The sequence below is a fragment of the Frigidibacter sp. ROC022 genome (assembly GCF_024723735.1).
Lineage (GTDB): Bacteria > Pseudomonadota > Alphaproteobacteria > Rhodobacterales > Rhodobacteraceae > SLM-1.
Genome location: NZ_JANQDU010000011.1, coordinates 1 through 26311 on the forward strand (window position 1 = coordinate 1; position 26311 = coordinate 26311).

At 67.4% G+C, this 26311-nt stretch carries 25 protein-coding genes; 3 read left to right on the forward strand and 22 right to left on the reverse strand.

All coding sequences use genetic code 11. The features are described 5' to 3' along the window. Positions 1-127, reverse strand: a 127-nt coding sequence (locus NUW50_RS21545; protein WP_443135129.1) for a sigma factor-like helix-turn-helix DNA-binding protein, incomplete at its 3' end; no start/stop codon positions are given. 317 nt (positions 128-444) lie between these two features. Here NUW50_RS21545 and NUW50_RS21025 point away from each other — a divergent pair. Both NUW50_RS21025 and NUW50_RS21030 read left to right on the forward strand, forming a co-directional pair. Then, positions 445-1221 (forward strand): gamma-glutamyl-gamma-aminobutyrate hydrolase family protein, encoded by a 777-nt coding sequence (locus NUW50_RS21025; protein ID WP_258291153.1) that lies wholly within the window; start codon positions 445-447, stop codon positions 1219-1221. A 94-nt stretch (positions 1222-1315) separates the two neighbouring features. Further along, a complete protein-coding gene (locus NUW50_RS21030) occupies positions 1316-2233 on the forward strand; it encodes a Gfo/Idh/MocA family protein (RefSeq protein WP_258291175.1) in 918 nt (305 codons plus the stop codon). A 3-nt stretch (positions 2234-2236) separates the two neighbouring features. Here NUW50_RS21030 and NUW50_RS21035 read toward each other — a convergent pair whose 3' ends face one another. From NUW50_RS21035 to radA, 5 genes are all read right to left on the reverse strand, one after another. Beyond that, entirely contained in the window at positions 2237-2887 is a 651-nt protein-coding gene (locus NUW50_RS21035; RefSeq protein WP_258291154.1) for an SDR family NAD(P)-dependent oxidoreductase, read from the reverse strand. A 105-nt stretch (positions 2888-2992) separates the two neighbouring features. After that, the gene (locus NUW50_RS21040) at positions 2993-3448 is read right to left on the reverse strand and encodes an SRPBCC domain-containing protein (protein WP_258291155.1); all 456 of its coding nucleotides are present in this window, start codon (positions 3446-3448) and stop codon (positions 2993-2995) included. A 171-nt stretch (positions 3449-3619) separates the two neighbouring features. After that, positions 3620-5113, reverse strand: a complete 1494-nt coding sequence (gene purF / locus NUW50_RS21045; RefSeq protein WP_258291156.1) for an amidophosphoribosyltransferase — start codon at positions 5111-5113, stop codon at positions 3620-3622. A 145-nt stretch (positions 5114-5258) separates the two neighbouring features. Next, positions 5259-5813 (reverse strand): CvpA family protein, encoded by a 555-nt coding sequence (locus NUW50_RS21050; protein WP_258291157.1) that lies wholly within the window; start codon positions 5811-5813, stop codon positions 5259-5261. 54 nt (positions 5814-5867) lie between these two features. Further along, positions 5868-7232, reverse strand: a complete 1365-nt coding sequence (radA, locus tag NUW50_RS21055) for a DNA repair protein RadA (RefSeq protein WP_258291158.1) — start codon at positions 7230-7232, stop codon at positions 5868-5870. Positions 7233-7320: 88 nt separating this feature from the next. Here radA and NUW50_RS21060 point away from each other — a divergent pair, with 88 nt between their 5' ends. Then, entirely contained in the window at positions 7321-8493 is a 1173-nt protein-coding gene (locus NUW50_RS21060; protein WP_258291159.1) for a hypothetical protein, read from the forward strand. Here the strand turns inward: NUW50_RS21060 and NUW50_RS21065 are convergent. The 16 genes from NUW50_RS21065 to NUW50_RS21140 form a co-directional block, all read right to left on the reverse strand. Then, positions 8409-8852: a paraquat-inducible protein A gene (locus NUW50_RS21065; protein WP_258291160.1), complete on the reverse strand. Its 444-nt coding sequence runs from the start codon at positions 8850-8852 to the stop codon at positions 8409-8411. The genes NUW50_RS21060 and NUW50_RS21065 overlap by 85 nt on opposite strands. Positions 8853-8921: 69 nt before the next feature. Continuing rightward, positions 8922-9668 (reverse strand): ABC transporter ATP-binding protein, encoded by a 747-nt coding sequence (locus tag NUW50_RS21070; RefSeq protein ID WP_258291161.1) that lies wholly within the window; start codon positions 9666-9668, stop codon positions 8922-8924. After that, positions 9665-10453 carry an MlaE family ABC transporter permease gene (locus NUW50_RS21075; RefSeq protein ID WP_258291162.1) on the reverse strand — a complete coding sequence of 263 codons (789 nt, stop codon included), beginning with the start codon at positions 10451-10453 and terminating at the stop codon, positions 9665-9667. Before NUW50_RS21075 ends, NUW50_RS21070 begins: the two co-directional genes overlap by 4 nt. Further along, positions 10443-11483, reverse strand: a complete 1041-nt coding sequence (alr, locus tag NUW50_RS21080) for an alanine racemase (protein ID WP_258291176.1) — start codon at positions 11481-11483, stop codon at positions 10443-10445. The genes NUW50_RS21075 and alr overlap by 11 nt, the downstream gene beginning before the upstream one ends. A gap of 111 nt (positions 11484-11594) precedes the next feature. Then, positions 11595-12713 (reverse strand): hypothetical protein, encoded by a 1119-nt coding sequence (locus NUW50_RS21085; RefSeq protein WP_258291163.1) that lies wholly within the window; start codon positions 12711-12713, stop codon positions 11595-11597. 102 nt (positions 12714-12815) lie between these two features. Further along, positions 12816-14333 carry a replicative DNA helicase gene (locus NUW50_RS21090; RefSeq protein ID WP_258291164.1) on the reverse strand — a complete coding sequence of 506 codons (1518 nt, stop codon included), beginning with the start codon at positions 14331-14333 and terminating at the stop codon, positions 12816-12818. Positions 14334-14570: 237 nt separating this feature from the next. Then, a complete protein-coding gene (locus NUW50_RS21095; RefSeq protein ID WP_258291165.1) occupies positions 14571-15248 on the reverse strand; it encodes an orotate phosphoribosyltransferase in 678 nt (225 codons plus the stop codon). A 43-nt stretch (positions 15249-15291) separates the two neighbouring features. Beyond that, positions 15292-16329 carry a dihydroorotase gene (gene pyrC, locus NUW50_RS21100; protein ID WP_258291166.1) on the reverse strand — a complete coding sequence of 346 codons (1038 nt, stop codon included), beginning with the start codon at positions 16327-16329 and terminating at the stop codon, positions 15292-15294. 73 nt (positions 16330-16402) lie between these two features. Next, on the reverse strand, positions 16403-17224 hold the full coding sequence (locus NUW50_RS21105; RefSeq protein ID WP_443135130.1) for a c-type cytochrome: 822 nt from the start codon (positions 17222-17224) through the stop codon (positions 16403-16405). A gap of 663 nt (positions 17225-17887) precedes the next feature. Then, on the reverse strand, positions 17888-18871 hold the full coding sequence (locus NUW50_RS21110) for a phosphoadenosine phosphosulfate reductase (RefSeq protein ID WP_258291168.1): 984 nt from the start codon (positions 18869-18871) through the stop codon (positions 17888-17890). 118 nt (positions 18872-18989) lie between these two features. Beyond that, complete coding sequence (locus tag NUW50_RS21115; RefSeq protein WP_258291169.1) at positions 18990-20033, reverse strand: glycosyltransferase family 2 protein; 1044 nt, start codon at positions 20031-20033, stop codon at positions 18990-18992. A 2-nt stretch (positions 20034-20035) separates the two neighbouring features. Next, positions 20036-21016, reverse strand: a complete 981-nt coding sequence (locus NUW50_RS21120; protein ID WP_258291170.1) for an FkbM family methyltransferase — start codon at positions 21014-21016, stop codon at positions 20036-20038. Between the two features lie 3 nt (positions 21017-21019). Next, on the reverse strand, positions 21020-23362 hold the full coding sequence (locus NUW50_RS21125; RefSeq protein WP_258291171.1) for a glycosyltransferase family 2 protein: 2343 nt from the start codon (positions 23360-23362) through the stop codon (positions 21020-21022). Beyond that, positions 23359-23991, reverse strand: coding sequence for a sulfotransferase (locus NUW50_RS21130; RefSeq protein ID WP_258291172.1), 633 nt, complete (start codon positions 23989-23991; stop codon positions 23359-23361). The genes NUW50_RS21125 and NUW50_RS21130 overlap by 4 nt, the downstream gene beginning before the upstream one ends. Beyond that, a complete protein-coding gene (locus NUW50_RS21135) occupies positions 23988-25010 on the reverse strand; it encodes a glycosyltransferase family 2 protein (protein WP_258291173.1) in 1023 nt (340 codons plus the stop codon). The genes NUW50_RS21130 and NUW50_RS21135 overlap by 4 nt, the downstream gene beginning before the upstream one ends. A 42-nt stretch (positions 25011-25052) precedes the next feature. Beyond that, entirely contained in the window at positions 25053-26141 is a 1089-nt protein-coding gene (locus NUW50_RS21140; protein WP_258291174.1) for a glycosyltransferase family 61 protein, read from the reverse strand. Between the last annotated feature and the right edge of the window lie 170 nt (positions 26142-26311).

Here is a 26311-nt window from a genome sequence, read left to right on the forward strand (position 1 = left end):
GGACCGTGCGCACCGACACCCCGAACTCGGCAGCGATCCGCGCCACCGGACGACCTTCGGCGCGCCGGGCAACGATCAGCTCTCGACTATGGACGGTAAGACGGGCACCTTGATGCAGGTTGTTCATCCTTCGGGGTCCTCGGCTGTGGTTTGGCGATTGCAGCCTAACCCCGGATCGGATGAACAACCTACTGAGAGTTCACATCTAGAGGGGGCGCCTTCCGGCCCTGCCGGGGGGGGGGGCGTCGGCGCGGGGCCTCGCGCAATGCCGGCCGGTGTCATGTGTCCGGCACCGCGCAGAGGGCGTTCAAAACCAGGGCATTCGCGTCCGGACCCGCGAATATCTGTGGGAAATTGCGGCCTTCGGTGCATTTGACGCCACCGCCCCCCTTTCGTGACGCGGCGCGGGGCCCTAGGATCGGCGCAAATCCAGAGGGAACCTGTATGGCGCGCCCGGTCGTCGGCATCATCGGCAATGCCCATCTCATCAACGACACCTATCAAACCCATGCCGGGGGGGCGATGAACTCGGCCGCGGTGGCCGAAGTGGCGGATTGCCTGCCGCTGATCGTTCCCTCGGACCCGGAACTGGCGCCGATCGAGGATCTGCTTGAGGCCTGCGACGGATTCCTGTTCACCGGCGGCCGCGCCAATGTCCATCCCGAGGAATACGGCGAGGTCGCGACCCCGGCGCATGGCAGTTTCGACCGGGCCCGCGACCGGCTGGCGCTGCCGCTGATCCGGGCGCTGGTCGAGCGTGGCCAGCCGATGATGGCGATCTGCCGCGGATTTCAGGAGGTGAATGTCGCTATGGGCGGCTCGCTCTATCCCGAAATCCGCGACCTGCCGGGGCGCAGCAACCACCGGATGCCGCCCGATGGCACGCTGGAAGAGAAATTCGCCCTGCGCCACATGGTGACCTTCACCGAAGGCGGGCCGTTCCACCGGCTGATGGGCAAGACCCAGGTGATGACCAACACGCTGCACGGGCAGGGGATCAAGACCCCCGGCGACCGGGTGGTGATCGACGGGCTGGCACCGGACGGCACGCCCGAGGCGATCTATATCGAGGGCGCGCCGGGGTTCACTCTCTCGGTGCAATGGCACCCGGAATACAACGCCGCTGCCGACCCGGTCTCGTCGAAACTGTTCGGTGCTTTCGGCGATGCGGTGCGGGCCTGGGCGGGGCGCCGTTCGGGGGGGCTGCGGCGCTCGGCCTGAGCGGCGGGCGGGGCAGGTGGCTTGCGGTCGGCCCCCGGGCTGGCGATAAGCGGGTGACGCATCGAAAGGCCCGCTTCCCGTGACCGACACACCCATGAAGATCGCCCTGGTCTCGATCGGCAAGATCGCCCGAGACCAGCATATTCCGGCGATTGCCGCCAGTGCCGACTGGACCCTTGCCGCCGCTGTCAGCCGCAATGCCACGGTCGAGGGCGTGGAGAATTTCGGCAGCCTGGCCGAGATGCTGGCGGCGCGGCCGGATATCGGCGTGGTGTCGCTCTGCATGCCGCCGGCGGCGCGGTTCGAACCGGCGGCCGAGGCGATCGCGGCGGGACGCCATGTGATGCTGGAAAAACCGCCGGGCGCCACCTTGTCGGAATGTTTCGAGCTGGCGCGTCTGGCCGAGACGGCGGGGGTCAGCCTCTATGCCACCTGGCATTCGAGGGCCGCGGCGCAGGTGCAGGCGGCCAGGGCCTGGCTGGCGGACAGGAACCTGCGCCGGGTCCGGGTCACCTGGAAAGAGGACGTGCGGCGCTGGCATCCCGGGCAGGAATGGATCTGGCAGCCGGGCGGGCTGGGCGTCTTCGATCCGGGGATCAACGCGCTGTCGATCCTGACCGAGATCCTGCCCTTTGCGGTGCATCTGGACGCGGCCGTGCTGGACTTTCCCGCCAATCGCGACACCCCGATTGCCGCCGAGCTCTCGTTTCGTGCTCCGGGCGGGGTCGCGGTCGGGGCGGTCTTCGACTGGCGTCAGGAAGGCCCGCAGACCTGGGACATCGAGGCCGAGACCGACGAGGGGCGGCTGCTGCTGCAGAACGGCGGCGCGACGCTGAGCCTCGACGGCGGCCCGGCGGCGGATGCGCCAGACATCGAATACGCGACGCTTTACAAGCGGATGGCCGAACTGGTGGCGCATGGGCGCAGCGATGTCGATCTGGCGCCGATGATGCATGTCGCCGACGCCTTCACGCTGGGCCGGCGCCGGCAGGTTGCCGCCTTCGACTGGTAGCGCTCAGAGCAGGCCGAGTTCCCCCAGCAGGCGCTTTGCCTCGGCGCGCGGATCGGCCAGCGGCGCCCGGTCCTCTCCGGGGTGGAAGCGGGCGCGGGTGGCGGTGGGCATCGGCCGCGGGGTGACGATATCGACGGTCAGCGGGAACCTGGCGGTCTCGGCCTGCCAGCTTCGCGCCAGCGCGATCTGGGCCGCCTTGGTGGCGCCATAGGCGCCGAAGAACTTCTCCCCGCCCCGCGGGTCGTCGAAGAACACCGCCCGACCGGCGCCGGCGGCCTGCAACAGCGGTTCCACCATCGGGATCAGATAGCCGGTGGCGGTGACGTTGAGCGCCACCGACTTGTCCCAGTCCTTGGCATCCATCTGCGCGGTCGGGGACAGCGGGGCGGCGTGAACCGCCGTATGCAGCCAGAGATCGGCATGGCCCCAACGGTCATGGATGCCGCGGCAGAGATGCGCCATGGCATTCGGATCGAGGATATCCATCGGCGCCAGGGTGGCGCTGCCGCCCCTGGCCTGGATCCGGTCGTCCAGCTCTTCCAGAGCCCCGGTGGTGCGGGCGACGGCGACGATGTGATGGCTGGGCGCCAGAGCCTCGGCCAAGGCCGAGCCTAGGCCGCGCGAGGCGCCGGTGATGAGGGCAATGCGGGTCATTGCGGGCTTCTGCCCGGGGTTGCGGGTCTGGTCAAGGGGGCGCCGCGCCGCGGTCGTTGGGGCCACTTTAGGAATGGCCCATTACGCCTTGAAATCACGTATGTTTCAGTTGTCACTACAGGCCACGGCATAGGCCCCTTCGAACAGCAGCGCCCAGCTGGAGCCATAGCCCTTGCGCATCATCTCGGCCATGTCGCCATAGCCTTCCCAGTTCCACTGCTTCAGCGTCACCCGCGTGCGGTCGTCCAGCGGCTCGAATGTCACCGTGACCTGGCCGGTCTGATCGGCCGGCAGCCCCATGTGAAAGTCGAACTCGATCAGCGAGAAGCGCTCCAGCTTCCGGAAGGTGCCCCAGTGATGGAGACTGCCGTCCTGCCCGGTCTCGACGATCCGGCCGCCGATCCGGACATCGGTGGTCAGTTCTTCGGCGGCTGAACCGCCCATCCTGGCCATCGAACGCTTCTCGAGCGGCCACCAGCGCGGCATCCCCTCGGCAAAGGTGCGCCAGGCCGTTTCGGCGTTGCAGGGGACGTCGATGGCGCTGACATGCGGCGGGATCATCGGAGCTCCTTTCAGGATGCCCGGTGGCTTGGTCGCGGGCGATCTCGGCGATATGGGCCGGCAAAGCACCGTGCCGGAAACTGCGCGGATATTCCTGTCGTGCGATCTGGGCCCGCGATTTCTCAGAGGTTGCGGGTGGCCTGGAAGCGGTCGGGTAGCCCGGGCCGACGCCTATTCGGCGGCCTTCAGGGCAAAGCCCTTGTCGATCATGTCCGAGGGTGCCACCGGGTATTCGCCCGAGAAACAGGCGTCGCAGTATTGCGGCGCTTCCGGGTTGCGGCCCGTGGCCTCGCCGACCGCGCGATAAAGCCCGTCGAGCGAGATGAAGCGCAGCGAGTCGACGCCGATCCAGTCGCGCATTTCCTGTTCCGACATCGTCGCCGCCAGCAGCTTCGACCGTTCGGGCGTATCGACGCCGTAGAAACAGGGCCAGGCGGTCGGCGGCGAGGCGATGCGGAAATGCACCTCGGCGGCGCCGGCCTCGATGATCATTTCCTTGATCTTGCGGCTGGTGGTGCCGCGCACCACCGAGTCATCGACCAGAACCACCCGTTTGCCCTTCACCAGCGCCCGGTTGACGTTCAGCTTCAGCCGGACGCCCATGTTGCGGATCTGCTCGGTGGGTTCGATGAAGGTGCGGCCCATGTACTGGTTGCGGATGATCCCCATGGCATAGGGAATCCCGCTTTCCTGGCTGTAGCCGATCGCCGCCGGGGTGCCGCTGTCGGGCACCGGGCAGACCAGATCGGCCTCGACCGGGGCTTCGCGGGCCAGTTCGACACCGATCTGGGCGCGGGTCTCGTAGACCGAGCGGCCGCCGAGGATCGAATCCGGGCGCGAGAAATAGACATGTTCGAAGATGCAGAACCGCGAGGCACGGCTGTCGAAGGGGCGGAAGCTCTTCAACCCGTCCTTGGCCGAGATCACCACCATCTCGCCCGGCTCGATCTCGCGGATGAAAGTGGCGCCGATGATGTCGAGCGCGCAGGTTTCCGAGGCCAGCACCCAGCCTTCGCCCGAGCGGCCCAGCACCAGCGGCCGGACGCCGACCGGATCGCGGACACCGATCAGCTTGGTCCTTGTCATCGCGACCACCGAAAAGGCGCCCTCGACCCGGCGCAGCGCGTCCTTCATCCGCTCGGGGATCGAACGTTGCAGGCTGCGCGCCATCAGATGGATGATGCATTCGCTGTCCGAGGAGGACTGGAAGATCGAGCCGCGCTCGATCAGTTCCTTCCGCAACGCATCGGCATTGGTGATGTTGCCGTTGTGGGCCAGTGCCACGCCGCCGTCGGAGAACTCGCCGAACAGTGGCTGGATGTCGCGGATTTCCGAAGCGCCCTTCGACCCGGCGGTGGAATAGCGGACATGGCCGATGCCGATGCTGCCGGGCAGCGTCCCCATCAGCGAGGCCTTGGTGAAATTGTCGCGGACATAGCCAAACCGGCGGGCCGAGGTGAATCCGTGGTCGGGATGGTAGGTGACGATCCCGCCGGCCTCCTGGCCGCGATGTTGCAGCGCGTGCAGGCCGAGGGCGACGAAATTGGCGGCATCGGTCAGGCCGACGACCCCGAAGACCCCGCATTCCTCCTTCAGCTTGTCGCCGTCATCTCGGGCGTCAAACGGATGGGCCGGGAGGGTCGGGGCAGAGGGCAGCTTGCGCATGCGGCTTTCCGAATCTGGATCGCGATGACGATCATGTAACGCCCTTACCGGGTGCTGTCACCCATCGGTTGGGCCGTGCCGGAGAATTGATGGCGGCGCCGGGCCGATTGCCCGCTTTGCGGGCAGTCGGCCGCCGTGGCGCGTGTCACTTGTTGCAGACGCTGGTCAGCTCGTCATAGCGATCGACGATCCAGCCCGGCGCATCGGTCGGGATGGTTTCGTCCAGACGTTCCTGGCTGCGGGCGAATATCTTGGCGGTGCGGCTGTCGCTGATCATCTTGATCGGGTCGCCGCCGACCACCCGGTCGTAGACGATGAAGGCCACCGCCACCAGCACGATGCCGCGCAGCGCACCGAAGAGAAAGCCCAGCCCCTGGTCGATCCCGCCCAGTGCCGAACGCTGCACGACCGAGGAGAACAGCGGCGTGAACAGCGATACCACGACGAGGCTGAGCGCGAAGACACCGGCGAAGGCGGCAATGATCGACAATTCGCAACTGTCGCCCAGGAAATCGCCGAGCATCGGGATTTCCTTCATCAGGGGTTGCGCCTTGGGCGCGAAGATGAAGGCCAGCACCGCCGCCGCGATCCAGCCGGCAATGGCCATCGCCTCGCGCACGAAACCGCGCGAATAGGCGAGAATCGCCGATACCACGATCAGCAGCGCAACGCCGCCATCTACCAGAGTAAAGCCGTCCATGTACTGCTCTCCTGCCGGGTCAGCCGGCTTCGAAAATTCCGTCCCGCGACCGGATCACCCGGCGCCGAAGACCTCTCCGACAAAGGCGGTCAGGTCGGGGAAATCCCGAATGCTGATGCCTGACCCGTCGCCGGTGCGACTGCCGGAAGGGGCAATCGCGTCGGAGAAACCAAGTTTGCCTGCCTCTTTCAACCGGTTTTCGGTCTGACCCACCGGTCGCAACGCTCCTGATAGGCTGATTTCCCCGAAAACGACAGTCTGTCGCGGCAGCGCCACGTCTTCTCTGGCCGAAAGTAGCGCAGCCGCCACAGCCAGATCGGCGGCCGGTTCGCTGACCTTCAGCCCGCCCGCGACGTTCAGATAGACATCGAGCCCGGCGAAGGGGATGCCGCAGCGCGCCTCCAGCACCGCGAGGATCATCGCCAGCCGGCTGCCGTCCCAGCCCACCACGGTGCGCCGCGGCTGGCCCAGCGGCGAGGGGGCGACCAGGGCCTGAAACTCGACCAGCACCGGCCGGGTGCCCTCGATCCCGGCAAAGACCACCGCGCCCGGCGGCGGTTCGACCCGGTCCGAGAGGAACAGGGCCGAGGGATTGGCGACCTCCGAGAGGCCGGCGCCGGTCATCTCGAACACGCCGATCTCGTCGGCCGGGCCGAAGCGGTTCTTGACCGCGCGCAGGATGCGGAACTGATGCCCGCGCTCTCCCTCGAAATAGAGCACCGTATCGACCATGTGCTCGATCACCCGCGGCCCGGCGATCTGGCCGTCCTTGGTGACATGGCCGACCAGAACCACCGAGATGCCGCGGCGCTTGGCGAAGGAGGTCAGCTCATGCGCCGCCGCGCGGACCTGGGCGACGCTGCCCGGGGCACTGGCGACGTTGTCGGCCCACATGGTCTGGATCGAATCGATCACCACCAGGTCCGGGCGCTCGGCGTCGATGGTGGTCAGGATGTCGCGCAGGTTGGTCTCGGCCCCCAGACGCACCGGCGCCTCGGCAAGACCCAGCCGCTGGGCCCGCATCCGGACCTGGGCGCTGGCTTCCTCGCCCGAGATATAGATGCATTTCAGCCCCGAATTGGCGAAGGCAGCGGCGGCCTGCAGCAGCAGGGTGGATTTGCCGATGCCGGGATCGCCGCCGACAAGGATGGCCGAGCCGCCGACCAGCCCGCCGCCAAGCGCCCGGTCGAATTCGGCAATGCCGGACAGGCTGCGCGGCGGCGGCATGTCGGTGGTGGCCAGATCGGTCAGCGCGATGGCGCCGCCCTTCTTGCTGCCCAGGGTCTTCGAGGCCGGCCCGGTCGAGAGCGGTGCCTCCTCGACGATGGTGTTCCAGGCGCCGCAGGCATCGCAGCGCCCCGACCAGCGCGGATGGCTGGCGCCACATTCAGAGCAGGTAAAGGCGGGGGCTTTGGCCATGTCGCCGGTCTGCCCGAAGTCGCTGGCAGGGTCAAATGGCTTGCGGCTTGTTCGGGGCAAGACCGCGTGATAGCCGGATTCCATGTCCGTGACTGGCACCGATCTTCTGGTTGACGAGTTGGCTTCGACCGTGTTGCCGGAAGGCTGTGGGTGGCGGCGCGATCCCCTGCTCAAGCCCGAAGCGCACGGGCCCGATCACGATGCGCGCTACGATTTCGATACGTTGTTCTATGGGGCCGCCTACCGCCCCGACCGCAAGGCGCTGGTCCTTGTCGGGCCGCCGCCGTTGAACCTGAAGCCGCTGATGCGGGCGGGCCGATACCTGGCCGATGGAACGCCTCTGCGGCTGCGCCGGATCAAGGTCTATCGCCGCCATTGCGAAGTCTGGCTGACGGCCGGAGAGGCTCCGGCCGAGTTGAGGTTCGCGCATGACGGGCTCGACCTGACAGTACCGATTCTGCGGCCACTGCCGGGATTTGCCGGCCGCCGCTGCCTGGTGACGCTGTCGAAGGACAACGACCTGGACTGGGTTCGGGACTGGGCCGGCCATTGCGCCCGGCATCAAGGGGTCGAAGCCCTGCTGTTTCTCGACAATGCCTCGACCAAGGTTGACCCGAAAGAGACGGCGGCGGTGCTGGCCGAAATCCCGGGCCTTGCGGTCGCGGTGATTTCGGTGCCGGCGCGTTTCGGGCCGGTCGGCATCCGCTCGCCTGCCAGTCGGGCGCTGTTCCTCCAGACCGGCATGCTCAACATCTGCCGCCATGCCTGGTTGCGGGAAGCCCGGTCGGTCATGCATTGCGATATTGACGAACTGCCGGTGTCGGACGGGCCGACGCTGTTCGAGGCGGCCGAGAAGTCCCGGCTGGGCTATGCCACCGCGCGCTGCCTCTGGCGACTGGCCGGGGATCTCGGGGGGCACAAGCCGCGGCACGGCGATCACGTCCTGCGCTTCGACCCCGGCACCACCACAAAGGAGAAATGGGTGGTCTGCCCGCGCGGCCCGCTGGGCGATACGGTCTGGGCGACACATGGGGTCGCAGGCTATCTGTTCAATCCGCTGTCGATGGCCCGGGGGAGCCGCTTCTATCACTGTGACAGCGTGACGACCCACTGGAAGCGCAAGGGCGGCACGGTGCCGGAGGGCGTGCTGGTCGAGGATGACCGGACCCGCAAGGATTACCGGCGTCTGGGTCTGGTCGCCGGTCGGCCCGTCGACAGCGACACCGCCAGCGAGGCAATGATGCAGCCGGTGAACAGGTAGAGCCCCCAGGCGGTCTCGACCCGTCCGACGCCGATCCCCTTGAGCACCACGATATACAGCGCCAGCAGGAAGATGTCTGCCATCGCCAGCTTGCCCAGGAACAACAGCGCCGGAACGATCCGGGCGTCGGCCAGGCCGAAATGCACCAGCGCCAGGCCGATGGTCTTCAGATAGGGCGCGAAGAGCGCGAAGGTGGTGACCAGCAGCGCCAGATAGATGTCTTCCGACCAGAGGGCCTGCAACCCGGTCATCACCGATATCTCGTTCAGCCCGAACAGGGGCAGCAGCCCGGCGCGCAGCATCGGCGCGAACCAGGCCAGCGGGAACAGGATCAGCAGCAGGAGATTGAGATATCGCATGGGCCCAGCGCGCCCCTCCGGCGCCGTTTCTCGGGTTCGGTCATCTGAACCATATTGTCGCGGCCGCGCCTAGCGCAGAGTGGCGATCGGTCCTTCGGCGCGGCCATGGATGAACTGGTCCAGATAGGGATCGTCGGCGGTCTCGACCGCGTCCACCGGGCCGCACCAGCGGATTTTCCCGCCGTGCAGCATCGCCACCCGATGCGCCACGTCGCGCACCGTGGTCATGTCATGGGTGATGGTGATCGCGGTCACCCCCATTTCGTCAACGATGTCGCGGATCAGCCTGTTGATGACTCCGGCCATGATCGGGTCGAGCCCCGCCGTCGGTTCGTCGAAGAAGATGATCTCGGGGTCGGCGGCGATGGCGCGGGCCAGGCCGGCGCGTTTCTGCATCCCGCCCGACAATTCCGCCGGATAGAGATCGGCGGTCTCGGGGCCCAGGCCGACCCGGGCGAGTTTCTCGATGGCGAGGGCTCTGGCCTCGGCCCGGGGCAGCCGTCCGGGGCCACGCAGCAGGCGGAAGGCGATGTTCTGCCAGACCGGCATCGAATCGAACAGGGCGCCGCCCTGGAACAGCATCCCGAACCGGGCAAGGAAGGCGTCCCGGTCGGCCTTGGTGATGTCCTGCCCATCCAGAAGGATGGTCCCGCTATCCGGTTGAACAAGTCCCAGGATGCATTTGATCGTGATGGATTTTCCGGTTCCCGATCCGCCGATGATCACCAGGCTTTCGCCGGTCTCGACCTTCAGGTCCACCCCGTCCAGCACCTGCTTGGGGCCGAAGGCCTTGCGGATGTCCCGAAGCTCGATCATGCGGCGAAGAACAGCCCGGTGAGGACGAAGTTGGCCGCCAGGATCAGCACCGCCGCGGTCTGGACGGACCCCTTGGTGGCATTGCCGACGCCGAGCGCACCGCGCCCCGAGTTCATGCCGTAGTAGCAGGCCACCGTGACCGCGATGAAGCCGAAGACCGCGCCCTTGGTCAGCGACGATGCGATATCCGAGAACTCGAGGAAATCGACGGTGTTGTGCAGATAGGTCGCGGCGTTGAAGCCCAGCTTCAGGGTGCCGACCAGATAGCCGCCGAAAACCCCGATCACGTCGCCGACCCCGACCAGGACCGGCACCACCAGGGTCGCGGCCAGGATACGGGGCGCCGAGAGGTATTTCATCGGATGGGTCGAGAGCGTCACAAGGGCGTCGATCTGCTCGGTCACCTTCATCGTGGCGATCTCGGCGGCGATGGACGAGGTGACCCGCGCCGCGATCATCAGCCCGCCCAGCACCGGCCCCAGCTCGCGCACCATGCCGACGGCGACGATCTGCGGCACCACCGCCTCGGCGCTGAACCGGGCGCCGCCGGCGTAGATCTGCAGGGCCAGCGCGGCGCCGGTGAACAGGGCCGTGAGCGCGACGACGGGAAGCGAGAAATATCCAATGGAAAGAGCGGCGTACAGGATTTCCTTGAAGTAGATCGGGGGCCGGAACAGATGCCCGACGGCGCTGCCGGCGAAAATCGTCACCCGCCCGGTGGCGGCCATGGCATCCAGAACCGCGCGGCCAAGCCCGGCGACCGGCGCCAGAAGCCTAGCCGACATAGCGCCGCCCATAGCGGGGCCCGAGCCCGGTCAGCACCTCATAGCCGATGGTGCCCGCCACCTCTGCCAGATCATCGACGGTCTGCTCCTGCGAGAGGATATCCAGTGCCACCGGGGTCTCGGTCAGATGGGTGACATCGACGGTGATCAGATCCATGGAGACCCGGCCGACCATCGGGCAGCGTGTCGTGCCGTGATAGAGCATCGCCTGATTGGACAGGACCCGGTGCAGCCCGTCGGCATAGCCGGCCGCCACGGTGGCGATCCGGCTGGGCTTCTCGGCCTCCCAGGTGCAGCCGTAGCCGACGCTTTCGCCGGCCTCGATCTCGCGCACCTGGATCACCGGCAGCGACAGGCGGACCACCGGCTGCGCATCGGCAAAGGGCGCGCCGCCATACAGGCCGATGCCGGGGCGGGTCAGGTCGAAGTGATAGTCGGGGCCCAGCAGGATGCCGCCGGTCGCGGCCAGCGAGCGCGGCGCATCGACACCCTCGGTCAGCTCGCGGAACAGGTCGAGCTGGTAGGCGTTCATCGGATGCTCGGGCTCATCGGCGCAGGCCAGGTGCGACATGATCAGGTTGGGTTGCTGGGTCAGGGCGATGTCGCGCACCGCTGCCCACTCGGCCGGCTCCAGTCCCAGCCGGTTCATGCCGGTGTCCAGCTGGATGGCAAAGCCGGTGCCGGGCAGGGCCTCAAAATGCCGGGTCAGCTGTTCGACCGAGTTCAGGCAGGGCGTCAGGTCGAGATCGCCGATCATGTCGGTATCGCCGGGCATGTGGCCCGAGAGGACGAAGATGTCCGGTTCGCGGCCCAGTGCGTTGCGCAGGGCGGCGCCTTCCTCGGCCAGGGCGACGAAGAACTGCCGGACTCCGGCGCGCAGCAGGGCGCGGGCGACCCGCTCGGCCCCCAGCCCATAGCCGTCGGCCTTGACCACGGCAGCGGTCACGGTGGACGGCGCCGAAAGGGCATCCAGGGCCTGCCAGTTGCCGGTCAGGGCGGTGAGGTCGATCTCGAGCGTTGCGGTTCCCATAGTCATGGGTTTTGACGGCTGCCCGGATAGGGTGCAAGCGGAAAGCGGGCCGGTCGGCGGCGGCGGCAGCGCCTTGCCCGGACCGGCCGTGGCGTCAGGCTCTGCGGACGGTCAATTCTTGCGGGTCAGGACCAGCAGCAGGACCACCAGGAGTCCCAGTGCGGCGGTGATCGCGGCGGGCCGCCAGAAGGTGCGCCAGGGCCGGTCGTAGCGGAAGGTCTCCATCACCACCAGCGCGGCGACGGCGACCAGGAAGGGAACGATGTAATAGGTCAGCCGGAACACCACCAGGGCGGCGACGGCATCGGGCCGGTTGACCGCGCCCAGGCCCAGCAGGATGCCGGCCTCGAGCACCCCGAGCCCGCCCGGCGAATGGCTGAGCGCCCCGGCCAGGAAGGCGGTGATGAAGATCAAGGAGAAGGGCAGGAAGGCAGGCTGCAGATCGCCGGGCAGCAGGACATAGAGCGCCCCGGCGGCCAGTCCGAAATCGATCACGCCCAGGGCGGTCTGGGCGATTGCGCCGGGGCCGTTCGGCACCGGAAAGCGCCAGCCGAGGATGCTGATGCTGCTGCGCCCCGGCCAGAGCCAGACGATCAGCGCCAGCAGCGCCAGGCCCAGCCCGGCGCCGACCGCCTGGGTCGCGGCCGGTGCCCAGCGGAACAGCGGGATCATCGCCGGCTCCAGCATGAAGACCACCGCGACGACCGCCGCCACCGACAGCCAGATCGTGCCCAGCGACAGGGCCAGGATCTGCGCGATCTGCTGTGCCGTCAGCCCGTTCGCGATATAGATGCGATAGCGCACCGTGCCGCCCAGAATGATGTGAAATCCCAAGGCGTTTGCCAGTGCATAGCCGCAGAATCCGGCAACCGCGGCAAGCCGGACCGGGACATGCCGCAGGCCGGCGATCTTGCACGACAGCACGTCGTAGAGCCCCATGGTCATCATCGCCAGCACTGCCAGGCCCAGGCTGGCCAGGATATGGGCAAGGGGCACCGCCCGGACCGCCTTGCGGACCGCTGCGAGGGTGATCTCGTGGGTGACTTCGCGCAAGACGACGACCGCCAGAACGATCAGCCCGAGCGCCATGACCGGGCCGAGCCAATGGCCCAGCCGGGCCCAGCGGCTGCCGGGCGCGGCGGTGGCAAGTTGGGGTCGGTCGGCTGCGGGCGGCAAGAGTTGCGGCTTCGCCTTTCGGGCAGCGTGACTGTTGGTCGGTCGGTCCTGCATCGCCCCTGCCTTCGCCGCCCCGTGACACGGCTGGCCTGAGGTAGAGCGCACGGCCGGAACTGGCAAGCCCCGGCGGCAGCGCCGCCTCCCGTCAGCTGCGGATCAGAAGTCTTCCACCCGCGCGTTGGACTGATAGCCCTGCGCAAGATTGCCGAAGCGGGTGAAGCGGCCCTCGAAGGCCAGTTCGACGGTGCCGATCGGCCCGTGCCGCTGCTTGCCGATCACGACCTCGGCGCGGCCATGCAGCCGTTCCATCTCTTCCTGCCATTTGGCCATCTTTTCCAGCTCGTGATCGCCGGGTTTCTCGCGTTCCTTGTAGTATTCCTCGCGGAACACGAACATCACCACATCGGCGTCCTGTTCGATCGAGCCGGATTCCCGAAGGTCGGACAGTTGCGGGCGCTTGTCCTCGCGGCTCTCCACCTGACGGCTGAGCTGGCTGAGCGCGATGACCGGAATGTCGAGCTCCTTGGCGATGGCCTTGAGGCCCTGGGTGATCTCCGAGACCTCGTTGACCCGGCTGTCCTTGGCGCTCGCCGGGCGCACCAGCTGCAGGTAATCGACCACCAGCAGGTCGAGCCCGTAGGTCCGCTTCAGCCGCCGGGCGCGGGCCGCAAGCTGGCTGATCGGAAGGGCCGGGGTGTCGTCGATGTAGAGCGGGCAGGCCTCGAGCGTCTTGGCGGCGTCGACGAAGCGGCGGAACTCGGTTTCGTCCATCGCGCCCTTGCGGATCCGGTCCGAGGGCACCTCGGAGGCTTCCGACAGGACCCTTGCGGCCAGCTGTTCCGAGGACATCTCGAGACTGAAGAACCCGACCACGCCGCCGTTCACCGCGCCTTCGGTGCCGTCGGGGCGGATGCCCTTCTTGTAGCTCTTGGCCACGTTGAAGGCGATGTTGGTGGCCAGCGAGGTCTTCCCCATCGACGGACGTCCGGCGAGGATGAGCAGGTCCGAAGGATGCAGCCCGCCCAGCTTGCGGTCCAGATCGGTGAGCCCGGTGGCGATCCCGGCCAGTCCGCCGTCACGCATATGCGCGGCATTGGCGACCTTCACCGCCTGGGTCACGGCCGTCAGGAAGGACTGGAACCCCTGTTCGGCATTGCCCTTCTCGGCCAGCGAATAGAGCTTGCTCTCGGCCTCGACGATCTGCGTGGACGGCTCGCTTTCGGCTTCCTGGCGGGCCGCCTTGCCGGCGATGTCGCGGCCGATCTCGATCAGTTTGCGGCGGATGTGCAGATCATGGATCATCTGCGCATAGTCGCGCGCCGCGTAGGTCGCCATCGCGGCGCCCGAAAGCTTGACCAGATAGGCGGCGCCGCCCAGTTCCTTCAGGCCCTCGTCGTCTTCCAGGAAGCCTTTCAGCGTCACCGGCGATGCCAGCGCGTTCTTGGCGATTCGCGCGGCGGCGAGTTCGAATATCCGCGCATGCACCGGCTCGTGGAAATGCTCGGCGCTGATGATCGAGGCGACCCGATCGTAGATGTCGTTGTTGTTCAGGATTGCGCCGAGAAGCTGTTGTTCAGCCTCGATATTATGCGGCAACGCGGTTTCGTCCGATTCTTCCGACAGCCCCGCCGTGGCCGGGGTCGCACCCGGCCCGATTGCCCTGATCTCAGTCATTGTATGTCTCGTCCCATGCCCGGAGATGGCTTAGGCCGGGCGACCCGGCCAAGGCAAATTGTATGTTTCTGTGGATGGTTTGTGAACAATTCACGATACCATATCGGGTAGGGTTTGGCGCCCTGTTCGGCCATATTTTGACGGTAGGCCGCGAATGGGCCCGGGTCAACGGTGTCCTTTCCCCGACGGAGGCAGCAGCGTCATCCGGCTGTCATCCGGCCCGGCGGCGACGAATCGTCAGCCCTTGCGGGCGGCGCGCCATGCCTCGGGGTCGGTCAGGAAGGTCTCGACCTCGGAGAGGGTCGCCGGGTCGAAATCCTGGCCCGCCCGGGCCTCGGCCAGCACGTCCCACCAGGTCGTCAGCCAGTGCAGCTTGATCCCGTGTTCGGCCAGCATCGGCTCGGTGTTCTTGAAGATGTCGTAGTAGAAGATCACCGCGGTATGGCCGCAACTGGCACCGGTCTCGCGGATTGCCTCGACGAAGCTGACCTTGGAGCCGCCATCGGTGGTCAGGTCCTCGATCAGCAGCACCCTCTGGCCCTCGCTCATCGCACCTTCGATGCGGGCGTTGCGGCCATAGCCCTTGGGTTTCTTCCGGACATAGGTCATCGGCAGCGCCATCCGCTCGGCCACCAGCGCGGCAAAGGGGATGCCGGCCGTCTCGCCCCCGGCGATGTTGTCGAAGGCTTCCGGCCCGGCCTCGCGCATCACCGTGCAGGTCAGGAAATCCATCAGCACCGAGCGGATCCGCGGGAACGAGATCAGCTTGCGGCAATCGACATAGGTCGGCGCTTCCAGGCCCGAGGCATGGACATAGGGCGGATCGGTCCTGAAATGCACTGCACCGATGTCCAGCAGCATCCGCGCCGACAGGCGGGCGATCTCGTCCCTGGGCGGGAAGGTCGATGGAATCACGAGGGCTCTCCTTTGTGGTTCGGTTGCGGGGGCCGGGCCGCGTTCATGTCTCGACCTGCCAGTGCAACGGAAAGCCGGCGTCGAAGACCGTCACCGGCCCGGCACCGCTGGCGATCTTGTCGGGATAGGCGACCGGGGCGCCCTTGCTCAGGGTGATCCGGGCCTCGCTCGGCGGCAGGCGATAGAAGGCGGGGCCGTTGAGACTGACGAAGGCTTCCAGCCGATCCAGTGCCCCTGCGGTCTCGAAGACCTCGGCCAGCACCGAGAGTGCGTTGGTGGCGGTGAAGCAGCCGGCGCAACCGCAGGCCTGTTCCTTGGCCGGGTCCGGATGCGGGGCCGAGTCGGTGCCGAGGAAGAAGGCCGCATCGCCGCTTGTCGCGGCCTCGACCAGCGCCAGCCGGTGGGTTTCGCGCTTGGCGATCGGCAGGCAGTAGTAATGCGGCCGGATGCCGCCGGCGAGGATATGGTTGCGGTTGATGACCAGGTGATGCGCGGTGATCGTCGCGGCCAGGTCGGGCCCGCCGGCGCGGGCATAGGCGACGCCCTCGGCGGTGGTCACATGCTCCATCACCACCCGCAGTCCCGGCGTGGCGCGGCGCAGCGGGTCGAGCACCGTCTCGATGAACACCGCCTCGCGGTCGAAGATATCGACCGAGGGATCGACGACCTCTCCATGCACGCAGAGCGGCAGGCCGATTTCGGCCATCCGTTCCAGAACGCCGCGCACCTTGTCGAAGTCCCGCACCCCCGAGTCGGAGTTGGTTGTCGCCCCGGCGGGGTAGAGCTTGACCGCCTTGACCAGTCCCGAGGCGGCGGCCCGGGCCATGTCCTCGGGGTCGGTGGTCTCGGTCAGGTAGAGCGTCATCAGCGGCTCGAACGCCGCGCCTTCGGGCAGGGCGGCCAGGATGCGCTCGCGATAGGCCAGCGCCTCGGCCCCGGTCACCACCGGCGGCACCAGATTGGGCATGATGATCGCGCGGCCGAAATGACGCGCGGTTTCGGGCAGCACGGCGCGCAGCATGGCGCCGTCGCGCAGATGCAGGTGCCAGTCATCGGGGCGGCGGATCGTCAGATTTGTCATGCCCCGCGCTTAGCCGGTTCCGCCCGCGGTGGAAAGTCCGCAGGCGGCAGTATTGCGCCCGATCCCGGGCCGGTCACATGTCGGGCAGGGGCGGCAGGCTGCGCAGATAGAGCAGCACCGCGTCCAGATCCTCGGCCGTCATCCGGGCCAGATAGGCATAGGGCATCGGCGGCAGCATCGGCGAGCCGTCCGGCCGCCTGCCGGTGGTGATGATCGCCTTCAACTCGTCGTCGCTGTAGCCGGCCAGCCCATCGGCCGACGAGGTCAGGTTGCCCGCCACCGAGACACCCCAGGGGCCGAAGAACTCGAACCCGCCCTGGCCGAGGTGATCCTCGATCATCGGGCCGGCCGGGCCGAACGGGGTATGGCATTCCATGCAATGCGCGACCGTATGGGCAAGATAGGCGCCGTATTCCACCGTCACGCCGCGTGGCGGCGGGGTCACGCTGTCAACCGGAGGTCCATAGGCCGGGGGCAGGGGTATGCGATACTCCGAGGCCGGCAGATCGTTCTCCACCGGTGGTAGGGTCCGCAGGAACATCACGATCGAGGCGAGGTCCTCGTCGCCCCAGCCGCGGTACATCATGAAGGGCATCGGCGGGCCGATCAGCGTGCCGTCGGGGCGGAGGCCCTCGCGTATCGCCCGGGCCAGTTCGGCGTCGCTCCAGGTGCCGACCCGTCCGGCCGGGGTGATGTTGGGGGCGATGGCGGTCATCGCGTCACTGTCCTCGACCAGGAAACCGGCCAGTTCCCTTGCCATGATCGGGCCATCCATCCCCTGTTCGGTGTGGCAGTTGCCGCAGCCCGCCGGGCCGCGGACCAGATATTCGCCCCTGTCCAGGCTGGCTTCGGAGACGGCCCCCTGTGCCGACAGGATGACGAGGCACAGTGCCATGGAAGCTGTTCGCATTTTCAATCTCCGTTGCGCCGCTGCGCCTGCGACAAGGTGACGCAAGGTAAACCAAATGTCCCGCGCTGCGAAGATGAACGTTTCGGCAACGGCCCGGCGGCATGGCATCTTGCCATTGGTGCGGTTCGGGGCCGGCGCCATGCTGAGCTGACCCCGGGGGAAGGAGGCATGGGAAGGACAGGTTACACCGGCGGATGCCAATGTGGCGCTGTTCACCATTCGGTCGAGGCCGGCCTGGACCCGCCGATCACCTGCAACTGCTCGTGTTGCCGGCGGCTGGGCTGGGGGCGGGTCGGCGGACTGAAGGACTTCGTCGCCATGGACGGCCGAGACAGCGCGGCCAGAGCGGTCGGTGACGGGGTGACGGCCGCCGCGCCCCTTGCCGGAAGGCCGCCGAACTGCCATATGCAGGGCACGTCCCAATCAATCATGCATATCTGGTGTTCCCATGGCACATCGTGCCACCCCTGCGGTCGTGACCGCACCCGTTCAAAAGTTCAGCTTCCTGCTCGCCGCGCCTTTCGCGGCACTTGGTGAGGCGCTCAGCGCCGTCATTGTCGCCAACCGGCACGGGACCCCTCCCGACTGAAGCGCGTCCATCCCGTCACCTGATTCAAGGGCCCGACAGGGCGTGATCCCTGTCCAAGGTCAGCTGACCTTGACCGGTCGGCGCGCCGTGGGACGTGGAGGCAACGTCTGACCCGCCGCCTTCAGCCTGGTCAGAGCCTCGTCATGCAGTTTCTGGAACCGGCGCCCGCCATAGCGTTCGGTCAGCAGCCGCGTCACCTTGGCCAGCCGCATCCATTGCCCCGAGTCGCGCAGCCGGCCGATCAGGTTGCGCAGATAGGGCAGGTAGCGTTTGCGGGCACGCAGGGCGCGGTGGATGGCGGCGGGGCGCAGGCCCTCGGCGGCTTCGTCCAGCAGGGTGTCCAGCACCTGCATGCGGACCAGATCGCTGGCGATGTTGTCGCCCAGCATCGGCATCCGGACCAGGCTCGTGTTGGGGCAGGTGAAGAAGCTGGCGTGGATCGCATCGGCATCGACCTGCGGGTCGTAGAACAGGAAGGCGCGGTCGGCGGCCTCGATCATATGCGGTGCAAACCCGTAGCGGTCGGTGAAGTTCAGCCGCCGCTTGTCGCGGTGCCGCCTGTCCCAGCCGGCGCGCAACGGATCGAGCGTGGCATAGGGCTGCACCGCCAGCACCGTCGCGCCGGGGGCCGCCACCGAGAAGGCGCAGGCCGCATATCCGCACATCCCGGCGCCGTAGAAGATCACCCGGTCGAAATCCTCGAAGAACCCGTCATCGACCAGCCGGTCGAAATAGCCATAGACCCGGCGGTCGCGAAACCAGGTCTCGTCCCGGGCCAGAATGGTCAGCTGGGACCAGCCGCGGGCATCGGCCAGCGAAAAGCCCTGCGGCAGTTGATCGGGGCGGGCGCGGGCGGCCGTCATGGTTTCGAAAGTGACCAGCAGCACCGGGCCTTCATCGGTGAAACAGGCGGCATGATCCGGGCCGACCGGCTCGAAATAGCCGCGTTCCTCGGCGATGGCGTCAAGCGCCTCGAGCCAGGCGGAATCGTCCAGCCCAGCCAGTTCGGCAGCTTGCGCTGCCGGATCCGTCGTCGTCACCATGTCGTGCACCCCCGTGCTCCGGCCAATCTAGACCGAGCCTGTGGCGGGCCTCAATCCCGGCAGAGCCCGCATCGACAAGTCGGGGAACTATTCCGATCCGGTTGTTTCCGGATCGGCATCAGTCCGTGGCGCGGCGGGCCTTTTGGGCGAATCCGAACAGGAATTGCGCCGCTTCCGGGGCGACGGGCCGCGAGGGCGGGGTCAGAAGCAGGCGTCCGAACAGCGCGCGCAGCCCGTCGTCGAGCATCAGCGATTCGAATTTCCGGCGCCGCCAGGCGACCGCCTCGTCATGCAGGCGGGCCAGCTCGGCGTCGGCCTTCAGTTCGGCCAGGCCGGCATCGCGGGCGGGTTCGTAGCGGGCGATGCTCAGGTCTTCCTCCTGGGTCCAGTTGCGATCGACCCAGTAATCCATCCCCAACCGCTCGCCGCCATGCACCGCGCGGCCCCGGTCGGCCTTGAGGATGTAGCTTTCCATCGCGCCGAGCGCGTAATGGTTCAACTGCACCAGCGCATAGTTGTCGCGCCCGAAGGGCGAGAACAGCCGCGCCTTGCGGAATTCGGGCGGCAGCTCTCGGCCCTGACCGTCGAACCAGGCGGCGGAGTCGATCCGCTTCGGGTCCGGGTTCCGCGGCCGGTGCACGCCGAGCTTCCGATAGGTGCCGTCGTTGCGGTAGAGCGTCTTGAACATGAAGGCGCGCCAGGGCCAGTGCATGTCGCGCCGGGCGGCGCGGCGGAACTGCCCGGTCACCGGAGCATCGGCAAAGCGCACCACGCCGTCGTTGCCGAACAGCCGCCAGGTCAGGGTGATCGCCTGCGCCTTCGGCAGCGCCGCCAGCAGAGCCGCCAGGCTGCCGTCGCCGGTGTGGATATTGACGAATTCGTCGATGTCGAGCGCCAGAATCCAGTCGGCCTCGGCAACCAGCGGGTCGGCATCGGCGCGTTTCAGCGCCGCCCATTGCACGCCGCCCTCATGCGGGCCGGGGTTGCGCAGATGGGTCAGCCAGCCCATCGCCTGCAGCCGGTCGAGCATGGCGTCGGTGCCATCCTCGCAATCGTTGGACAACACCAGGAAATCGGTGAAACCCACGGCGCGGTGATGGGCCAGCCATTCCAGCAGGAAGGCGCCCTCGTTGCGGACGGTCAGGACGGCCAGGGCGCGCATGTTCACCAGTCCCGGCGGAAGGTGACGACCTTGTTCCGGGAACTGCGTGGATAATAGGTCAGTCCGGCCGCGGCCATGGCATCGAAGACGGCCTTGACGCCGGCGCTGCCGATCCATTGCGGATGCAGTTCGACCACCGCGCAGCGCAGGGTCGAAAGGTCGGTTGCGGGAAGCAGGTCGGCCTCGGCGCCCTCGATGTCGCAGATCAGGAAGGTCGGCGCGACCCGGCGGAACTCGGCGGCGATATCGAGCATCGGCACCTCTTCGACGGCGACCACCGGGCTGAGCTGGCTGTCCTCTTGATCGCTCATCGAGGAATCGGGGAACTCGGCACGGATGTAGAAATTCACCGTGCCGGATTTGGGGCCGAGCGCCGCATTGGTCAGCTGGATATGCTCGACCCGGTTCAGCCGGTGTACCTCGCGGATATAGGGGATCATCCGCGGGTTGGCCTCGTAGGCGTGCACCTGCCTGACCTTGCGCTTGAGCGCCACGGCGGTGGACATGAAGCCCATGCCGGCGCCCAGTTCGATCACCACATCATCGGCCAGGACCTGAGAGCGGATGGCGTTGAACTCGTTCTCCTCGTATCTGTTCTCGCGCAGCAGGCGCAGCTGACGGCGCGTCAGCAACTCCCGGTCGACGGGGAATTTCATGCCCAGCGAGTGGATCACCTTGCCGTCGCTAGGGGCGGCCTTGGCGGCCGGTTTGGGCTTCCTCTTGGCGCCGGCCTTCGCCTTCGCCTTCGGCTTGGACTTCTGCTTTGCCGCGGCGGGCGGGTCAGCCTCTGTCGCGGTCTCGGCCTCGGCCTTCGGCAAGGGGTCGGCGGCTGTCTGCGCCGCCTTGTCCGACCTGTCGTCGGGGGCGGGCGCGGGCTCTCCGTCCCATGCGGCGACGGGCGCGACGGCCACAGGTGCTTCGGTCCCGGTCCTGTCGGTCCGGGCGGCCACCTTGGCGAGCTTCGCGAGAGGGTTCCAGACCATTGATCAACTCTCCAGATCGAGGGCCAGCGCATAGGCGACCCGTTCCATGCCCGACAGGCGGGTTTCCAGCGCCTGGCGCAACAGTTCTTCGAATTCCGGCTCGCGGCGCAGGGTCTCGGCCCTCTTTCGGTGCCAGTCTACCGCGCCACGATGCAGCGTGGCCAGCTTGTCGTCGGCCAGCAGCCGGTCCATTTCCTGGCGCAGCCGGGGCAGGTTGCGCTGGATCGTCAGATCGGTGGCATCCGACCAATCCATCCGGATCCAGTAGTTCAGCCCGATCGAGCGATCGACATGCAGCGCCCGGCCACGCTGCCGCTTGATCAGGAAGGATTCGGCCGAGCGCAGCGCATAGTGGTTCAGCTGGATCAGGTCATAGCCGATGTCCTGCACGCCGTTGCGCCAGCCGCGATCCTTCAGACTGTCGGCCATCGGCTGGCCCGAGCCGTTGACCCAGCGGACGTGGGGGCGTTTCTCGGGCGCCAGCTTGTTCGGCCGGTGGCAGGACATCTTGGCGTAGGCGCCATCGTTGCGGAACATGGTCTTGAAGCCCCAGACCGTGTGCGGCTTGGGACAATAGGCCGGGGCGCAGCGGGTGAACTGGCCGATCACGGGTTCGTCGACGAACTCGGTCACGCCGCCGTGGCCGAACAGCCGCCATGTCATCGCCACCGCCGTCGCATCGGGAATCCTGGCAAAGAGGTCGGGCAGGGTGCCCTGGCCGGTGCGGATGTTCATGAACTCGTCGATGTCAATGTGGATCAGCCAGTCGGCATTCTTCACCAGCGGTTCCTTGAGCGACTTGTTCAGGGCCGCCTGTTGCGGCGACTTGCCTTTCCATTCGTCGTTGTTGCGGTGCTGGACGACGCCGAGCTCCTGCAACCGGTCGAGGATTTCGGCGGTCCCGTCCTCGCAGCCATTGGTGTAGATCAGGAAGTTGTCGACCCCGATGGCGCGGTGATAGGCGATCCATTCGACGATATAGGGGCCTTCGTTCTTCATGCATCCGACGATGACATTGCCGGTATTGTCACCGCTCAGCGGCCGCGGCGGCACTGCCGGGTAGGGGGAGCCAAGCTCTTCCTCGTTGACCCGGACGATCCCGTTGTGCGGCGCGAAGCGTCCACGCGACAGCTCGGCATAGGTGGCCTTGGCCAGCGGCGGCAGCAGCCGTTCTGCCTCGGGCGACAGCGGCGCCACGGTGGCCGGGGCGTTTCGGGGGCTGGCGGTGCTGGCGGCGCGAGCCTTGAGGAACTCCTGCGTTGCCTTGTCGATCCGGGGCAGGAAGGCGGTCAGATACTGGCTCGCGCGAAACCCCAGGGTCGGGTCGGGCTCGTCCCAGTCGGGCAGCGCCGGGTCCGGGGTCAACGCCGGGCCGAGGTCGGGGAAACGGGACAGCAACTCCGCGTTGCGCTTGGCGAAATGCCGCGAGACCGGCGCCAGGGCCCCCGGCGCCACCGGCGCGCCCGGCACCGCGACCTCTCCCAGCAGCCGGCGCCAGAGCATCCGGGTGATGATCCGGCCGCTGGCCAGGAGCTTCTCGAACAGCGCATTCATCTGCCGCGCCCGGGCCAGGGTGGCGTCCGAGGGCAGGTCCGGCAGCGGCACCGGGGCGACCTTGCCGATCGCCCGGTCGAGCCCGAGGAAGGCGGCCAGTTCCGCCGGTGCCTCTGCGCCGTAGAGCCGCGCATCGTCCTGCGGGCGCAGCACCACGCTTCCGGCACCAAAGACGTTTTCCCAACGGGTCAGCAGCGCGGCATAGTCCAGCCAGACCGGAGCCGAGGCGATCTCGGGGTAGCGGTTCAACCGCGGCTCGGCCTTGATCCGACTGGCCAGCGCGGCGACGACCCAGTCGGGCCGGCCCGCCAGCGCCAGTTCCTGCTCCAGCCCGGCGATCCGGCCGAGGAAGACCTGCTCGGCGTAGTGCCGGGCCAGCGCCCGTGCCTGATCCTCGACATGCAGGACGATGCGGACATCCTCGGAGACCGGGTCCAGAAGCGCCTTCAGCCGCGCCACCTCGGCCTCGGTCAGCAACCCGTCGGCCAGCTGCGAGCAGGCCAGCACCAGATGATCGGGGCGGGAACGCTCGACCTCGGTCAGCAATTCGTGGCGCACCGTGTTGGCCAGCAGCATCTGCGCCTCGGGGCTGGCGAAGCCGCGGTTCCAGCGCAGGAACTCCACCCGCTCCGGGGCCGTCGTCGCCATGTAGAGCCGGGTGTGGTTCTTCCGGCCGAGGGCCTGGCCGAATACCACGCCCTGTTTCGACAGGGCGTCGCGCTTGGCGTCGAGCACCGATTGCAGCCGCTGTGCTCCGGCGGAGTCCGGCGTGATCAGCAGGGTCAGTTTCACGAGACATCCTCGGCGGGTTCGGCCGGGTTGGCATTGGCCACGCCCCACCAGGGCAGGTCGATGCCGAGGAAATCCGAAATCAGCTTGGGCGCCTCCGGGTCCGCGATGTCGAATTCAAGGAAATCATCCGAATTTTCAAATACTTTCCGGCAAAACTTGAAGTGCCCCTCGATCCAGCGAACCCGTTCGGCGTCGGTGCTGCCATAGGGGATCGGCAGACCCGGGACGCTGGACCCGGGAAGGCGTCGTTTGCCGAGGTTGCTCCAACGCTGCATCGAGGCGGAAATCGCCGCAGGGTCGCGGGTGTTCAGCAGGAACCGGCTTCCGGGATGCCGCTCGCGGATCGCCGAGATCAGCGCCCAGTCGGTCTGTGGCCAGAGGTTCAGGTCGTTGCGGACGATCTCGATCTCGGTGAAGGCATCGAATCCGCCGAGCTGGGCCAGCGGGTCGCCATTGTCGAAATAGGATTGATACATCAGGTCGCCGACAAAGCGGCGCAGCGGCCCGTCCTGACCGCGGCGGATGCGCCAGTCCGCGACCCGCAACCCGGCCCTCTTCAACGCCTCGCCCAGCGTCGTGGTGCCGGATTTCGGCAGGCCGAGATTGATGACCTTCAGCGGCGCGCTCATGTCAGGGCCTTCAGCAGTGCCAGTTCGGCGGGGGGAATTCTCGGCGCCGCCCGCAGGGCGTCACGCAGGGCCACATAGTCCGCATCGGCCATCAGCCGGGCCAGGGTCGCGCGGTGCAGCCGCACCGCCTCGCCATGCAGATCGGCGATGCCGGGCAGGGCCTTCAGCCGCGCCATTTCCGCTTCCAGCCGTGGCAGATAGCGCAGGATCGAGTCGTCGAAATGGCTGTCGTCATTGCGGTCCCGCCAGTAATCGGTGTCGAAATTGCGGTCCTTGCGGTTCACGTCGCCGCGGTCGTTCTTGACCAGATAGCTGTCGAGCGACCGCAGCGCATAGTGGTTCAGCGTCGCGAAGTCGCGGGCGCCCCGGGCCGGGAACTTGCGGATCCGGCGCTTGTTCTCGGCGAGGAGGAACTTCTCGGGCACCGGCCGGCCGGAACCGTCGGTCCAGCGCGGATGACTGGCACCGGCGGGGGAGGGTTTGAAGAAGGGCCGGTGCGCCCCGTAATACTGCACCGGAAAGTCCCTGCGAACGAGGGACTTGACCTCCTGCGCGCTCTGGTCGGTCCAGAGATCGGGATTGTGGGTGCGGGTGAACTGGCCGATCACCGGGCGGTCCTCGAACCGCTCGACGCCGCCGTTCGACATGAACTGGAAGGTGACCGAGATGCATTGCGGATTGCCGCAGGCATCGATCAACTCGGGGATGGTGCCGTCGCCGTGGCGGATGTTCAGGAACTCGTCGACATCCGCGATCCAGACCCAGTCGGCCTGCCGCACCACCGGCTGCTTGCGGGCGTCCTTCAACGCTTCCATCTGGTAGTTCCGTCCCTGCGCCGGGTTCGGCAGATGGGTCAGCAGCCCGTGCCCGGCCAGGGCATCCAGCAGCCGGTCGGTCGCGTCACTGCAGTCATTGGAATAGAACAGGAAATCGGTGACCCCGATGATCCGGTTGAAGGCGATCCACTCGATCAGGAACGGGCCTTCGTTCTTGACGCAGGTGACGGCGGTGATCCTCATGGTCCGGTCCGGCACTCGGTGCAGGGAGACGCGGCGGCGCGGTCAGGCTGCATCGGTCTGCAGGCCTTCGACCGCCGGCATTCCGGGTTTGCGCAGCTTGCGCATGAATTGCAGATCCTTGGCGGCACCGAAGCCCTCTATCGCGCTCTTCACCTCTCGGAACCGCGGAACGGTCCAGTCGGCAGCATTGTCGATATAGCCCAGCTCCTGCAACTCGGCGGCGACCGCCGCCATGTCGAGCTGGCCAAAGGAATAGCGTCCGGCGCGGCCCTTGTGCCGCGGCACCCAGTCGGCCACGACATGGGCGATGACATCGGGACGCCGGCCCGAGAAGGCCTCGATCTGATGCACCAGCCCGTTCGGCACGGTCGAATTGCGGCGCAGGATGACCGCGGCCTTCTGATCCGCGCGGGCCACGAAGCCGAACATGTGAAAGGCCGAGCCGTCCAGCCCCAGGACATGGGTGGCGGCCCGGTAATGCGCGACCTGTTCGGCCACCGTATGCTTCTGCGGGTGGAATATCTCGTATCCGGCGGCCGAAAGCCTGGCCTCGAGCCGCTCCTCCAGGATCACGCTGCCCTCCAGCCCGCCCAGGGCCGAGCGCGAGAGATAGAGCTTCTTCGGCCCCTCGGCGGCCACGTCCCGGCAGAACCGGTCGTGGAAGAAGGCCCGGAATTCGGGCGTCGCCCGGTCGATCCGCCCCAGGCCGAACCCCTGTCCCGGAACCACCAGTTCCGCCACCTCGGTGGGGGCCGAGACCACGATCACCGGCAGATCGATCCCGAGCAGGTCCAGGAACTCCTTCTGCCAGCCCTTGAGCCGTTCGATCCGGCCCGGCCGCTTGGCAATGAAGATCAGCCCGTCGAGCCTGCCGGCCTCGGCCAGCCCCCAGATCCGGGCCATGCTCTCGCAGAGGAAATGCCCGAAATGCGCCCAGAGCTGGCCGCACCACATGTAGCGCCCCTCGAGCCGGGCGGCGGGTCTCGGCGCGGTTTCGGGCGGGACCATCATCGGACGGCGGCCGCGCCAGGTCGCGGCATGGCCGACCCAGCCATCGGCGCCGCGGACCCCGCAGGCCTGGATCATCGCGCTTTCGGTCGGCGGCATCACCAATGCGTCGCGGACCGTCACGCATTCACGTGACCATCCGGAGTCTGGATCCGGGCCAACGGTGGTGTCGGTTGTCATCTGCCTGCCTGCTCTTGCCTGCCCGTCCGGGGCTTTTTCGGCAAGCATAGCAAGCAGGCGACCCGTTTCAAAGCGCCCGGCGCCGATTCTCCGGCCCTGTGACCTAGAAGAAC